The organism is Novosphingobium fluoreni (assembly GCF_014196615.1).
In the GTDB taxonomy this organism is placed as follows: Bacteria; Pseudomonadota; Alphaproteobacteria; order Sphingomonadales; family Sphingomonadaceae; genus Novosphingobium; species Novosphingobium fluoreni.
In genome coordinates this window covers 28258-42405 of the sequence record NZ_JACIDY010000006.1, presented here as the reverse complement: position 1 = coordinate 42405, position 14148 = coordinate 28258, and the positions used below count along the sequence as shown (strand labels likewise).

The 14148-nt window shown below is 67.0% G+C and carries 11 protein-coding genes; 5 read left to right on the top strand and 6 right to left on the bottom strand.

The window, feature by feature from the left end; all coding sequences use genetic code 11:
- Positions 1–44: 44 nt before the first annotated feature.
- The 3 genes from GGR39_RS12260 to GGR39_RS12250 are packed head-to-tail and all read right to left on the bottom strand — an operon-like array spanning position 45 to position 2495.
- A complete protein-coding gene (locus GGR39_RS12260) occupies positions 45–374 on the bottom strand; it encodes a 2Fe-2S iron-sulfur cluster-binding protein (RefSeq protein WP_183617417.1) in 330 nt (109 codons plus the stop codon).
- A 4-nt stretch (positions 375–378) separates the two neighbouring features.
- Positions 379–1455: a cysteine desulfurase family protein gene (locus GGR39_RS12255; protein WP_183617416.1), complete on the bottom strand. Its 1077-nt coding sequence runs from the start codon at positions 1453–1455 to the stop codon at positions 379–381.
- The gene (locus GGR39_RS12250; RefSeq protein WP_183617415.1) at positions 1452–2495 is read right to left on the bottom strand and encodes a cysteine desulfurase family protein; all 1044 of its coding nucleotides are present in this window, start codon (positions 2493–2495) and stop codon (positions 1452–1454) included. Before GGR39_RS12250 ends, GGR39_RS12255 begins: the two co-directional genes overlap by 4 nt.
- Before the next feature lie 125 nt (positions 2496–2620).
- On the opposite strand from GGR39_RS12250, the gene GGR39_RS12245 reads away from it, so the two are divergent.
- The 5 genes from GGR39_RS12245 to GGR39_RS12225 all read left to right on the top strand — a co-directional run bounded on the left by GGR39_RS12245 (position 2621) and on the right by GGR39_RS12225 (position 7121).
- Entirely contained in the window at positions 2621–3277 is a 657-nt protein-coding gene (locus tag GGR39_RS12245; RefSeq protein WP_058737981.1) for an alpha/beta hydrolase, read from the top strand.
- 106 nt (positions 3278–3383) lie between these two features.
- Positions 3384–4427, top strand: coding sequence for an acyltransferase family protein (locus GGR39_RS12240; protein ID WP_221226119.1), 1044 nt, complete (start codon positions 3384–3386; stop codon positions 4425–4427).
- Between the two features lie 27 nt (positions 4428–4454).
- A complete protein-coding gene (gene argJ, locus GGR39_RS12235) occupies positions 4455–5681 on the top strand; it encodes a bifunctional glutamate N-acetyltransferase/amino-acid acetyltransferase ArgJ (RefSeq protein WP_183617413.1) in 1227 nt (408 codons plus the stop codon).
- A gap of 4 nt (positions 5682–5685) precedes the next feature.
- Positions 5686–6297, top strand: coding sequence for a glutathione S-transferase family protein (locus GGR39_RS12230; RefSeq protein ID WP_183617412.1), 612 nt, complete (start codon positions 5686–5688; stop codon positions 6295–6297).
- A complete protein-coding gene (locus GGR39_RS12225; protein ID WP_183617411.1) occupies positions 6294–7121 on the top strand; it encodes an inositol monophosphatase family protein in 828 nt (275 codons plus the stop codon). The genes GGR39_RS12230 and GGR39_RS12225 overlap by 4 nt, the downstream gene beginning before the upstream one ends.
- Before the next feature lie 141 nt (positions 7122–7262).
- Here the strand turns inward: GGR39_RS12225 and trxA are convergent, their stop codons facing one another.
- The 3 genes from trxA to addB form a co-directional block, all read right to left on the bottom strand.
- The gene (gene trxA, locus GGR39_RS12220; RefSeq protein WP_058737986.1) at positions 7263–7583 is read right to left on the bottom strand and encodes a thioredoxin; all 321 of its coding nucleotides are present in this window, start codon (positions 7581–7583) and stop codon (positions 7263–7265) included.
- Positions 7584–7661: 78 nt separating this feature from the next.
- Positions 7662–11144: a double-strand break repair helicase AddA gene (gene addA, locus GGR39_RS12215; protein ID WP_183617410.1), complete on the bottom strand. Its 3483-nt coding sequence runs from the start codon at positions 11142–11144 to the stop codon at positions 7662–7664.
- On the bottom strand, positions 11141–14122 hold the full coding sequence (addB, locus tag GGR39_RS12210; protein WP_183617540.1) for a double-strand break repair protein AddB: 2982 nt from the start codon (positions 14120–14122) through the stop codon (positions 11141–11143). The genes addA and addB overlap by 4 nt, the downstream gene beginning before the upstream one ends.
- Positions 14123–14148 lie beyond the last annotated feature (26 nt).

Genomic DNA, 14148 nt, shown 5'->3' with positions numbered 1-14148 from the left:
ATCGTCCCGGGCCCGGCCCGGGACGATCTACCCCGCCCGTCCTGTCAACCGAACTGCATATCGCGCGCGATGGTGGGGATCTTCACCGTCAAACCATCAAGCTCACCCGACAATTCGATCTGGCATGCTAGGCGACTGGTGCGCGTGACACCCGCCGCCAGGTCCAGCATGTCCTCTTCATCCGCAGAAGCCGGGGAAAGTTTCTCGAACCAGTCGGGCGATACGATCACGTGGCAGGTGGAGCAGGCCATCTGGCCTTCACACGTTCCTTCCAGGGGCATCCCGGCAGCCTGCGCCACCTCTAGCAGGCGTGCGCCTTGCCCGGCTTGCGCGGTGATCAGATCACCCTTGGTCGTGACGAAACGGACGTTCAAGACATCACACTCCCTGCGCCGCGGCTGCGGCCTCTATACGTGCGCAGGCATCCTCTATTTCCCGGTAACTACTATATCTCCCAAATCCGAGACGAACAGAGGATTTCGCCTCTTTCGGATTTAGGCCCAGCGCGGTCAGCACATGGCTGGGCCGGCCAGAGCCGCTGGCACATGCCGAACCAGCGGAAAACGCGATATCGCGCAAGTCCGACATCAGCCGGGCGACATCCAGGCCGTCCAGCCGGATATTGAGGTTGCCCCGCCAGCGTCGATCAGGCGAACCATTAAGCGTCCACCGGCTCAGCAGTTCCCGCGCGCGGTGCCAGAGGGCATCGATGTGCGCCGCGTCCGCCTCTGCGCGATCACGCGCCAGCACGGCCGCTGCGCCAAAGCCCGCGCACAGCGCCGGGCTGAGAGTGCCAGACCGCAAGCCCTGCTCCTGCCCGCCACCGTGGATCAACGGCGTAAGGGCAATCCCGTCCCGCACCCAAAGCGCCCCGATCCCCTTGGGGCCATAGAGCTTATGCGCCGAGAGAGCGATCATGTCAGCCGAGGCGGGCGGCGCGATCTTGCCTGCACCCTGCACGGCATCGCACAGGAACAGAGCCCCTTCCCGATGCGCGGCGGCGGCGAGCGTATCGATCGGCTGGACTGTTCCGATCTCGTTATTCACCTGCATCACCGCGACCAGATCGAGGCCCTTAAGGTCGGCCGCGCCGTCCACCACCCCGTCGCGATCGACCGGCAGGATGCGGGCGTCGGGCTGCACCCAGCGCGCGGTATCGAGCACTGCGGCATGTTCGATAGCCGACACCGCCAGCCGCTTCGCGCCCGAGCCTAGGATTGCCAGGTTCAACGCTTCGGTCGCACTGCCGGTGAAGATCACTCGCCCACCCGGCGGCAGAAGTCCGGCCACTTGCTCGCGCGCGAATTCGACGGCGGCGGCGGCGGCGCGACCGGGCCGATGGGGGCTGTGGGGATTGGCGAAACCCGCAGCTTCGGGGCCACCAAGCCAGGGCAGCATCGCGTCCCGCGCCTCGGGAGCGATCGGAGTGGTGGCCTGATAATCGAGATAGATCATGCCGCGGCTCGGCCCCGCGCCATGTCCGCCCACGCGGTTACGAAACGCGCGATATTCTCCCGCGTCGTCTCTGGCCCGATGCTGACGCGGACCACCTCTGACGCGCCTGCGACCTCCATCGCCGTCAGCACATGGCTGGCCTTCAGGCTGCCTGACGAGCATGCGCTGCCCGCAGAAACCGCGATCCCCTGGCTGTCGAAGCGGATCAGTTGGACGGCGGCGGGGACGCCGGGCATGCGATAAGCCCCGATCGTAGGCAGACGAGGCGACGCGCCGGCAATAACCTCGCCACCTGCCTGGACGATGGCCTGCTCGAGCTCCGCCCGCAACGCGGCAGCGCTCACCAGCCACTCGGCACCTGTATCCAGCGCGGCGACCATGGCCAGAGCGCCGGGCAGGTTCTCGGTGCCGGGCCGATAGCCACGCTCTTGCCCACCCGTCGGGCGCAGCATCGCCCAATCCTTAACCAGCAAAGCGCCCATACCGATCGGGCCGCCGAACTTGTGCGCCGAAATCGCGATCAGGTCCGCATCGGGAAGATCAAGTTTCCCCGCACTTTGGGCGCAATCCGCCAGCAGCAGGCCGCCCGCGTTCCGCACCATCGGCGCAATCGCGTCCAAAGGCTGGATCACGCCGGTCTCGTTATTGACCTGTTGTACCGCCACCAGTCCGGGCCGGGCAGCAGCCAGCGGCTCGACCAGCCCGTCTCGTCCGACCGGCAGGCGATCCGCATCGGGGGTCAGCCGCAGGACCGCATCATGCTCCACCGCACTGGTCGCGGCCACCTCCATCACGCAGCGCTGGAGCGCGATGGCCAAGGCCTCGCTCGCGCCCGAAGTGAAGACGACTTCCCCGCTCCAGCAGAAGGCGCTTTTCAGCCGCTCTCGCGCATCTTCCAAGGCCGCCCGCGCCGCGCGACCGGGGCCGTGCGGGCTGGAGGGATTGGCCCATATCCGCACGCCTTCCAGCCACGCATCGCGGGCTTGCGGCTGCAGCGGCGCGGAGGCCGCATGGTCGAGATAAAGGCGCTCGCTGGTCATCCTGCGTCTAAGTTGTTTTCTGAGGCAATAATTCTATATAGCGCCAGTTCATCGTTTCGCACCCGCCGCAAGCCCGTTCTTCGGGCATTGGCAGGTGACATGCAAAGTCAGGTCCATACACAGCAATGCCCGCAGTCATTTTTCCTGGTCCCGAAGGCCGGCTCGAAGGTCGTTTCCAGCCCGCCACCCGTCCCCGCGCACCGGTGGCGATGATTCTGCATCCCCATCCGCAAGCGGGCGGGACCATGAACGACCGTATCACCCAGCACCTCTACAAGACGTTCGTCAACCGCGGCTTCGCCACTCTGCGCTTCAACTTTCGCGGCGTGGGCCGCAGCCAGGGCAGCTTTGACAACGGCATAGGCGAACTGTCTGACGCGGCCGCCGCGCTCGATTGGGTTCAGTCGATCCATCCCGAAGCATCCACGACCTGGATCGCAGGATTCAGCTTCGGCGCGCTGATCGGCATGCAGTTGCTGATGCGCCGGCCGGAGATTCGCGGCTTCATCTCGGTCGCCCCGCCGGCCAACATGTACGATTTCAGCTTCCTGGCGCCTTGCCCGGCCTCTGGCATCATCGTGCAAGGAACCGCTGACACGGTGGCGACGCCCAACGCGGTGCAGAAGCTGGTCGACAAGCTGCGCACGCAAAAGCACATCACCATCCACCATGATGAGATCCCGCGGGCCAACCACTTCTTCGAGAACGAGATGCCCGACATGATGCGCTCGGTCGACAACTACCTCGACATGCGCCTTGCGCCGGATTGCCCGATCAAGTGACGCCATAAGCGACGCTGCCAGGCCGGCGGCGTCGCTTATCGAAAACGCAAGGTGTCGCCGCTAACACGAAGCGGTGACCTGCGATCCACGCGCCCTTCCTGCCCGAATGCCGCTGCTGGACGCCATGCGCGCGCTGGCCGCTTTGCTGGTTCTGCTGTTCCACGTCGACGTCATCTTCGGCGGGCTGCCGCTGTTCCGCCATACCGAGCTGGCGGTGGATTTCTTCTTCATGCTCAGCGGCTTCGTCCTGACCGCCAGTGTCGAGGGCAAGCAACGCGACGGTAGCGCCGCCACTGGCTTCATCGTCGCCCGGATCGGGCGACTTTGGCCGATGATGGCGCTGGGATCGGTGATCGGCCTTGGCACCGCCTGGATGCGCGGCGTTGACTCGCAAGCGCTGGCCCTTTCCTTCACGCTCGCCCTGCTCCTGCTGCCGTCGATGGTGGTGCGCAGCCCGATTTTCCCGCTCAATGGCCCGCAATGGTCGCTGCTGCTGGAGTTGATCGCCAACGTCGCCCATGCGCTGGAGCTGCGGCGACTGCCGGCGCGGATGCTGCTGCTGCTATCCACCTCGGCCTGGCTGATGCTGTTCGCGATCGCCGGAATGAAGGGGGAGATGACCTTCGGGCCGATGTATCCGGGGTGGCAGCTGGGCATACTGCGGATCGGCTATGCCTATACGCTGGGCTGCGTCATCGCGCGCCTGGCCCCCGCGATCATCGCTCGGATACGCGCGCCATGGTGGTTGCCGCTTGCCTTGCTGGCCGTTTTGCTGATCGGACCGGGACGCGCTCCTGCCCCGAACGGATTGCTGGATATGGCGGTTCTGCTGGCCTTCGGGCCGGTTCTGATCATCGCCATCGCTGCCGATCCACCCGAAGGCCTGCACCCGGCGATGCGCCGGGCCGGTGCCGCATCCTGGCCGCTCTACGCGCTGCATGTCCCGTTGATGGATGGGGCGAACACGCTGGCCGTAAAAGGTGTGTTGCCCCCGTCCCTGGCCCCCGTGGCGGCAATCGTCCTGACACTGGTGGCCGCGATGGTCTTGGCAAACAGCCGCATCGCGAAAGGGTTCACGCGATCCAAGCGGCAACCATCGCGCGCCGCCCCTACCCCTGCAAATTCCAGCGGCCAACCCGGCTATACCTGATCCACACCAGCGACTATGAGCGCTGGCATGTCAGACGCCATCTCCCCGCTCGCCACCCCCTTCCCCGATCTGCCCGCCATCGCTGGCGTCACCCCGCGCATCGCCCGCGCCGGATACAAGAACTGGGGCCGCTGCGACCTGACCTATGTCGAGCTGGCGGAAGGCACCACGGTTGCGGGCGTATTCACGCGCAACGTCTGCTGCTCCAGCGAAGTGGAGCTTGGCCGCCAGAACATCGTCCAGGGGCAAGCGCGCGCCTTGATCGTCAACGCGGGCAATTCCAACGCCTTCACAGGGTATCGCGGGCGCGAGGCGGTGGAGCAGATCATGGCGCAAGTGGCCGATCATCTCGGCTGCGCGAAGGAGCAGGTCTTCGTCTCGTCGACCGGTGTGATCGGCGTGCCGCTACCCAAGGACAAGGCGCGCGAAGGCGTGGCGAACGCGCTGGCCGTGCCGTCCTGCAGCTGGGAGGATGCCGCGCGCACCATCTCCACCACCGACACGTTTCCCAAGGGTGCCACCGCGACGGCGATGATCGGTGGCGTGAAAGTGACGATCAGCGCCATCATCAAGGGTTCGGGAATGATCGCGCCGGACATGGCGACGATGCTTGGCTATCTGTTCACCGACGCGGCCGTGACGCCGGGCTTCCTTCAGGAGTGCCTCTCCGCCGCAAACACGCGCACATTCTCGTGCATCACGGTCGATAGCGACACCTCAACCAGCGATACCGTGCTGGCCTTTGCTACCGGGCACGCGGGCAACGCGCCGCTCTCCAGCGTCGATGATGCGGGTGCCGATGCCTTCGCCGCCGCGATGCATGACGTGTGCCGCCAGCTCGCCCACCTCGTCGTGCGCGATGGCGAAGGCGCCAGCAAGTTCATCGCCGTCACGGTTTCGGGCGCGGTGTCGGATGAAAGCGCGCACCGCGTCGGCCTGGCCATCGCCAACTCGCCTTTGGTGAAGACCGCCATCGCGGGTGAGGATGCCAACTGGGGCCGCGTCGTCATGGCTGTGGGCAAGGCCGGCGAACCCGCCGATCGAGACAAGCTTTCGATAGGCTTCGGCGGCGTCTGGGCCGCGCGAGACGGGCTGCCGCTGGCCGACTATGACGAGGCCCCGGTGGCCGCGCATCTCAAAGGGCAAGACGTGACCGTGGAGGTCGATCTGGGCTTGGGCGAAGGGCGCGCCCAGGTGTGGACCTGCGACCTGACGCATGGCTACATCTCGATCAACGCCGATTATCGGAGCTGACGCGATGCTGACGATCTGGGGCCGGCTGAACTCGCACAACGTCAAGAAAGTCGCGTGGCTGGCCGATGAGATCGGCTTGGACTCTCAGCGTATCGATGTGGGCGGTCCGTTCGGGATGGATGCGAATTATCTCGCAAAGAACCCGAACGCGCTGATCCCCACGATCGAGGACGGCAAGGTAACGCTGTGGGAATCGAACGCGATCCTGCGCTATCTGGCGGCGGAGTACGGCGGTGACCGATGGTGGCCCGCCGATGCTGCAACGCGCGCCATCGCCGATCGCTGGCTGGACTGGCAGTTCACGTATGCGGACGCGCAGCGCGATGCCTTCAAGCAGCTGGTGCGCACGCCCGAGGATCAGCGTGACCCGGCCCGCATCGCTGCGTCGGTTGGCAATTGTTTACCGCTGTTGGCCATCGTGGAGCGCTATCTGGGCGAGACGCCATGGCTTTCGGGCGCGGATTTCGGCATCGGCGATATCCCTATGGGCGTCTATGCCTACACATGGTTCAACCTGCCGATCGAGCGCCCCGAGTTTCCCGCGATCGCCGACTGGTACCAACGGCTGAGCATTCGAGCCGCCTTCCGCGCGCAAGTGGCGATCCCGCTGACATGAACAAGCCCGATATCACCCCAGCCTTCACCGCCCAGGTCGAGGCGATCATGCGCCACGCCTCGCAAACCGCGATCGTGCCCCGTTATCGCACGCTGGCAGAGGGGCAGATCATCAGCAAGGCAGCGGACGACGTCGTCACCATCGCCGATACCGAGAGCGAGACGCTGTTGAGCGGCATGCTCGCCGATTTGCTGCCCGAAGCGCAGGTGGTCGGAGAGGAAGCGACCTTCGCCGACGCCGCCGTGTTCGAGCGACTGCGCGATGGCCTGTGCTGGATCATCGATCCGCTGGACGGCACCAACAACTTCGCGGCGGGCAAGCCTCCGTTCGGAGTGTTGGTGGCGCTGGCCGATAGCGGGCAGGCGATCGGTGGCTGGATACTGGATTGCCTGACGGGCCGATTCTGCCATGCCGCACGGGGCGGCGGCGCGTTCATCGACGGTGAACGCATGACTGCAGCGGCGAGTGGTGAACAACCGCCCGTCGTGGCGCTTTCCACCGTTTATCTGGAGCCGGTCGAGCGAGCCCTGGTACTGGAACACATCGCGCCGCATTATCGCATGGTGGACATCCCGCGTTGCGCGGCGGAGCAGTATCCCCGGCTGGTGCTGGGCACCAACGATGTATCAGTGTTCAATCGCACCTTGCCCTGGGATCATGCCGCCGGTGTCCTGTTTCTCAACGAGGCCGGCGGTCGCGCCGCACGGCCGGACGGCAGCGCCTATCGGGTGGACGAGTGGGAACGGCGCGGCATGATCGGCGCGGCCACGCCCGCCTTGTGGGACGACCTGGCTGAGCGCTTGGCGAACCTGCCGGGAAGCTGACCAAGGTAGAAGAACATCCCTAAATTCGTCACTCTCGCGACGGTGGGAATGGAGAGGTTCAGGGTTCAGGCTTAAATCACGGCATGCAATCAAGAACACCCGCCCCCTTGTAACCGGAGGAGACGGGTGTCGTTTTAGACCTTAAAGCTCGCTTTCCAGCCAGCCCTTCAGCGCGCTCTTGGGTGCAGCGCCAAGCTTTTGGGCGACCGGCTTGCCATCCTTGAACAGCACCATCAGCGGGATCGACTGCACGCCGATGCGGCCCGGAACGTCGGTGTTGGCCATGATGTCCATCTTGGCGATCGTCACCTTGTCGCCCAGTTCCTCGCTGATCTCTTCCAGCGACGGGCCAATCATCTTGCACGGACCGCACCATTCCGCCCAGAAGTCGACCAGAACGGGCTTGTCGGACTTCAGGACGTCGGCTTCGAAGCTGTCGTCGGTCACGGCAACGGTGGGCATTGTATGTTCTCCAATAGAAATGTCGGGCAGCAATTTAGGAACGAACGGCCGTGAGGCAAAGATGCCGCGGCTAAACCTTTACTCCGATGTCGCCAAGGCCGGCTTGTGGCTTTCGAGCCAGTCCGCTGGAATGGCGATGAGGCGAGGCGTAGCGGTGTAGAGCACCGCCGCCTCCACCGTGCGCCCGGGATAGATCGCCGCCAGCGCGGCGGCATAGGCGGCCATTTGTCGCAAGGTCGCCACGGGCACGTCATCCAACGACGCCGGCGGCCGTCGCGCCGTCTTGTAGTCGATGATGCGGATGGCCTTGTCGTCCACCAGCAGACGATCGACGGTTCCGGCAATCACCTGCCCGCCGACGATCGCGGAAAACGGCACTTCGGCCAGACTGCTCGGGCCGAACAGCGCCGCCCATTGCGGGTCCGCCACGATGCCCAGCGTTGCGCGGACCATGTCCTGGCGGTCCTCCCCGCTGAACTCCGCCGCATTGCGCTCAAGCCACTGCATCGCCGCGGCCTCCTGCCGATCGACCGCGATCTCGGGGAGCCGTTCGAGCAGGCGATGCATCAGGCTGCCCCGGCGAGCCGCGTCCAGCGCCGCTCCGGGTGGCAGTGGCGGATCGGGCGCGGCCTCTTCCCCCAAAGCAGACGGGGCGAGCGGACGTGGCGGCAAAGGCTCTGCCGGCGGCGGGCGCAGCAACAGCGGCGGCACCGGATCGGGCAAAGGCAACTGCGGAAAGTCGCCGTGGGGCTGCGACGACATGGGCTGCGGCGGCGTGCCCCAATCCCGGCGGCTATCCCAGATCGGATCGGCCACGGCGGCGTCCGCCGGATACAGCGCCTCCAGCCGCGCATACCAGCTGTTCGGCGCGGCCTGGCCCTTGTCCTTGGGGCCCAGCGCGCCGCCGATGAACAGGGCTTCCTCCGCCCGGGTCATGGCCACGTAGAGCAGCCGCCAATGCTCCTGCATCTCGGCGATCTTTACACGCTCAAGCTCGGCGGCGATCCGGCCGATCTTCTCGTCCTTGCGCAGCGGCGGCAGCGGGATCAAGCGGGCGGCATCGAAGGGATCGGGCAAGTCCAGCCCGCGATCGCGGCTTTCGTCCGGGTTGCCGGTGGCATCGGCCAGAATGACGATCGGCGCCTGCAATCCCTTCGACCCGTGGACGGTCATCACCCGCACCAGCCCGGTGGCGTTATCCGCCTCGCGCTTCAACTCGCCATCGCCGGCATCGAACCACGCCAGGAAGCCCACGACGCTGGGGGTGGCGGTCAGGGTGTAGGCCATTGCGGCGTTCACAAGTTCGTCGATCGGATCGTTGGCCTCCGCCCCCAGCCGCGCCACCAGCTTGCGCCGCCCCTGCCAGGGTCCGGACAGCAGCCATTGCAACAGCACATGCGGCGGCTCGAAATCAGCCAGATCCAACAGGCCGAACAGCCGCGCCACGCTCTCGCGTACGAGCGGATCGGGCGAGGCCCGCAGATGCGCCCACAACGCGCGGCGTGGGCCAGGCGGGCGGTAGCCGTGCTCCAGCAGCATCTCCTGGCTCCACCCCATCAACGGAGAGACCAGGAGATTCGCCAGGTTGAGATCGTCCAGCGGTTGCGCGGCAAAGCGCAGCGCGGCCACCAGGTCCTTCACGGCCAGCGGCGCACCCAGCCGCAAGCGGTCTACGCCGGCCACGGGTACGCCCAAGGCGTGCAGCCGCGCCACGATTAGCCCAGCCAGTTCCTTGCGCTTGCGGACCAGCACCATGATGTCGCCCGCTTCGGCCCGGCGCTGCCGATCCTTGTGCAGGCGAAAGCCAGGCCCGGAAGGATCGACCCATGCCTTCACCTGCTGCGCGATCCGGTCTGCCAGCTGCCGATCCGGGCGCGAAAGCCACGTCTCCGCGCCTTCCTCGGGCTCATCCTCCGGCTCGTCCGATGCGGCTCCGATCGGCTGCCATAGCGTGACCACGCCGGGCCTGTCCTGGCCGACATGGCGCTCTGCTGGACGGTCCAGCCCCACCCCGTCGTGCCCGATCGCCTGAAGTGCCTTGTCAACGAAATCGAGCACGACTTGCGCCGTGCGAAAGCTGCGATCAAGGCCCAGGTCCTGCAGCTCGCGCGGACGGCGGCCCTCCGGCTCCCAGTCCCCATCCAAAGCCGCCGCGCGCATGGTGGCACGCACGCGATCGGCGGCATGGCGGAAATTCTCGGGGCTGGTGCCCTGGAAACGGAAGATCGCCTGCTTGTAATCTCCCACTACGAACAGCGTGCTCAGGCGATCGGCACGCTGGCCCTCGCCCGCCCAGAACTCCTCGGCCATGGCGAAGACGATGTCCCACTGCGCCGTGTTGGTGTCCTGCGCTTCGTCCACCAGGATATGATCGAAGCGCCGGTCCAGCTTGTAGCGTATCCAGTCCGACAGTTCGCGCCGCCCCAGCAACGCCGCGGCTTGGCGGATCTGGTCGTCGAAGTCGATCAGCCCTTCACGCTTCTTCGCCTCGTCCCAGGCCAGCGCGAAAGCCCGGCCAAGGCGCAGCGCCGGCACCAGCCGCTCCGCCAGATCGAGCATCGCCGCGGCCTGGCTGACCTCCGCCAAACCGGCGATCACGCGTGAGCAATACGTCGGGTACTCGGCATCCAGCTTTTCCAGCGAGGTGGTGGAGCGGGGCTCGCCCTTCTTGGTGAGGAACACGTCGGCCAGCGCAGCCAGACCTTCACGCCGCTGCGTCAAGGAGCCCGCCAGCCATGCGCCGATGGCTTCGGCGGCCTTTTGGCCCTTCGCGGCCTTCCATCCGCGATTGACGTCCAGGCATTGCCGCAGGGACGCAATATCAAAGGCATCGTCGCCCAGCTTGGCGGCCAGCCAGTCTTCATCAGCATCGCCGGGCAGGCCCAGCAGCCGCAGCACGTGGGGCCGCATCGGCTCCTGCCAACTGCCTGGCCCGAACCACGCCTCCCGTGCCGACGCGCAGCGCAGGAGGAACGCTTGCACCGCATCCGGTCCCAACCGCAGCGAGAGGTCGGACACGGCGGTCAGCAGTTGCGGATCACCCAGCGGGTCCGCCTCGGCACTGACCAGCAGGTCGGCCAAGACCTGCCGGGCGAGCAAGACCCGCTCACGATCCTCCATCGGCCGCGTGCCGGGCAGCAACCCGGACTCCAGCGGAAACGCCGCCAGCAACCACTGCGAGAATGCATGGATCGTATCGATCCGCAGCCCCCCGCCCGGCGAATCGAGAACGGCGGCAAACAACGTGCGCGCATGCCGCAATGCGTCCGGCCGGAAATCCGCCCCGATCGCCTGCAGTTCCGCTGCAAGCTCCGTATCGCTGAGGCGGACCCAGCGGGCCAGCTTCTCATTGATGCGCGCCGCCATCTCGGTCGCACCCGCCTTGGTGAAAGTGAGGCACAGGATCTGCGACGGGTCGACGCCCGGCTGCAGCAGCAGGCGCAGCACGCGTGATGAGAGCACTTGCGTCTTGCCGGTTCCGGCCGAAGCCGAAAGCCAGACCGTGTCCTGCGGCTCCACCGCCAGCATCTGGCTGCCGTGCAGCTTGTGCGGCGTGCTCATGCCGAGTCCTGCGTCCGGCTGCCCAGCTGCGCGATCCATTCGTCCAGGCGCATCAGCTGATCGTAGTCGGCATAGCCGGGAAGGTCGGGATTGAGCCGCGCGGTGAACGGCTCGTCACCCAAGATCCAGCGGTCCAGTGCGTCATCGAGATACCGCGCAGTTTCGGCCAGGAAACGATCGCGCGGGATGCCAGACTTCTTCGTGCCTTCCAGCACCGGCTCCGCCCAGTAACCGAAGCGATCCTGCCCCGGGCGCTTGGCGAGTGACCAGTATTCGAAACGCTCCGCCTCGCCCGCGATGTCCTTGAAGCCACCCCGGCTGGCGATCAGGCCGATCAGCCCCAACTGCAGCGCGAACCCCTCCTCCACGCGGCGGGCGGAGGGCGGCTGGCCGGTCTTGTAATCTACCACCGCCAGGCTGCCATCGGCGCAACGGTCGATCCGGTCGGCCCGGCCATGAAGCCGCACGCCGCGCCAGTCGATCGCGCCATCCGCCTCGGTGGCCAGGCCCACGCGCCCTTCGCCGCGCTGGCTGGCGATCTCTTCGCCGATCCAGTCGAGCCCGGCCAGCAGGCGCGGCCGCCACAGGGCGCGCATCAAGGGGTGCGCGCTCATCTCGTCCATCACGGTCTCGGCGGTGACGCGCAGCATCCCGGCCGGCTCGCCCGCCTTGTGCCAGCGATCGAGAATGGCGTGCACCGCCGTTCCCTTCCAGGCAGCGCTGGGCTCTGCATCCAGGCCGTCCAGCGACCGCAGCCGCAGGATCGCGTTGGCGTAGAACTGGTAAGGATCGCCGCGCAGTCGATCGAGCCCGGTGACGGAAAGCGCCACCTTGCGCTGCACATCATCGGGCATCGGCTGCGGCCGGGGATAGGGCGGCGCCGGTGGTGGATCATCCAGCATGCGGGCCAACCGGACGGCATCCTGCTCGGCCATATCCCGCGCCGCCTTGTCGCCCAGCATGGCTTTCACGCGCAGCACGAAGCGCGAGGGGATGACCGGCGAACCCTCGTCCCGCCGCGCCCAGCTCAGCACCACTTCCGGCGCACCCAGCGCGGCGGCAAGGTCGTGGGCGGACAGGCCGATGCGAAAATCGGCGCCTGGCACGCCCAGCGCGCGCAGCAGCGCAGGCGGTAGCAACGCGTCGGGCGTGGGGCTCGCAGGCCAGATGCCCTCTACCAGCCCGCCGCAGATGACCAGATCGGCGCGGCTCATGCGCGCTTCCAACAGGCCATAGATCGAAACGCGGGGATGACCGCCCCATGGCGGCCTGACCGAAACGCGGTCCATCGCATCGCGCAGCACCGAATGGACGTCCGCCGGATCGAGGCGCGTGTTGACCTGCCGCGCCGCCTCGCGCAGTTCCTCCACGAATTGCGCCAAGGCGCGGCCATCCGGGCGGCTCCAAAGGCCTTCACCGCAAAGCGCTTCTCCGGCGGCGGCCAGCGCGTCGATCAGTTGGGCTAGCGGGGTTTGCGCGCTCAGTGCCATCAGCGGCGCAAGCACGGCCTCCACCCCCGCCCACCACGCGAGCAGATCGGATGCTTCGGCTTTGGCCCGCAGCGGTGCGAGCCCCGGTCCGGGACGCGGCCCCCTGAGCGCGAGGTCGAGCGTCCGCGCATTCTCCAACCAGGCTGCGCGCCCTTCCCCCGCAGCCACCAGAGGATGCGTCAGCAAGGCGATCAGCGGCACCGGTGCTGCCTGCTCGGCAATGACTTCGGCCAGCAGCAGCAACACGCGCGCTGCCGCCGTCTGGGGCAGGGGACGGCCCGCCGTATCGTCCGCGACAATGCCCCACCGCGCCAGTTGCGCGACGATGCGGCCTGCCAGGTTACGGTCCGGCGTGATCAGCGCAACGCGCCGCTCGGGCACTTCCAGAGCTTCCCGGATCAACACGGCGATCGCGCTTGCCTCACCCGCGGGAGTAGCGCTTTCCATTAGCCGAACCCCAGCCAGGCGTCGCTCTTTCGCCTCAAGGCGGTTCCAACGCGCTGATGGCTCCGCGGGCAGGAACAAGTTGGAGATTGCCCTGCTGCGCTCTGGCGGCGCGGCGGCGAGGCCCGCACGGTGCCAGGGCTGTACCTCGTCCCGCGCGATGCCCATGCGGTTCAGCAGCAGCTTGAGATGATACTGCGGATGCGCCACGGCATCGCCCCGGCCGAACGGCGGATCGCCCGGCTCGGCAGGACTGCCGGCGGTGCCCAACGCTGCCCAGACTTCCGTGTCTAGCGAAAGGTCCAGGTCCGGCAAAATCACTGCACCGCGCGGCAATTGAGAGACCACGCGCAGCAACCGCGCCAGGGCGGGCGAGGCACTGGTGACGCCCGCCGCCACGATCGGGCTGGCCGGGGCGGCCCCGCTCCAGCGCAGGGCAGCATGGTCGAACAAGCGATTGCGCCGCTCCGGCCCGTCCACTTCGCCCCGCGCGGCGAGATCGGCGATCCAGTATTGCTGCACCATCAGGAACGTGCGCGTGGCATCGCGCCAATGCTCGGCCAGTTCGCCGACGATGCCGATAACCTCATCCGACATGAGATCGACCGGCGCGATGCCTTCCACGGCCAGACGATCCATCGTCCGCCCGATCTCGAACGCGCGGCGCAGCAACGCCGGCCCCTCGCCCGCAGCATCGCCCTCCACGGTGCGCAAGTGATCGGCCAGGCGGAGCCAGCGGCGCGTCGGATCGGCGGCGGGCGGAACATCGGCCGCGCCCAGGGGATCGAGCAGCGGGCCCAGCGTCTCGTCCAGATCGATATCCCCCACCACCGCCATGCGCGGCAGCAGCATTCCCGCGCCGGAGTGCCGGATCATCGCCTCGGTCACCGTGCGCACCGCGCGGCGACTGGGCAGCAGCAAGGTCAGGCGCGCTAGGCCGAAATCGGGCTCTGCGTAGCGCGGCACAAGGCCAGCGACGAGCGCATCGGCAAAGCCGCGATGCGCCGCGATGGAATATATCTGGGGCGCGCCGCGATCAGGCAAAAACCAGCCCCGTACCGGGCTCAATG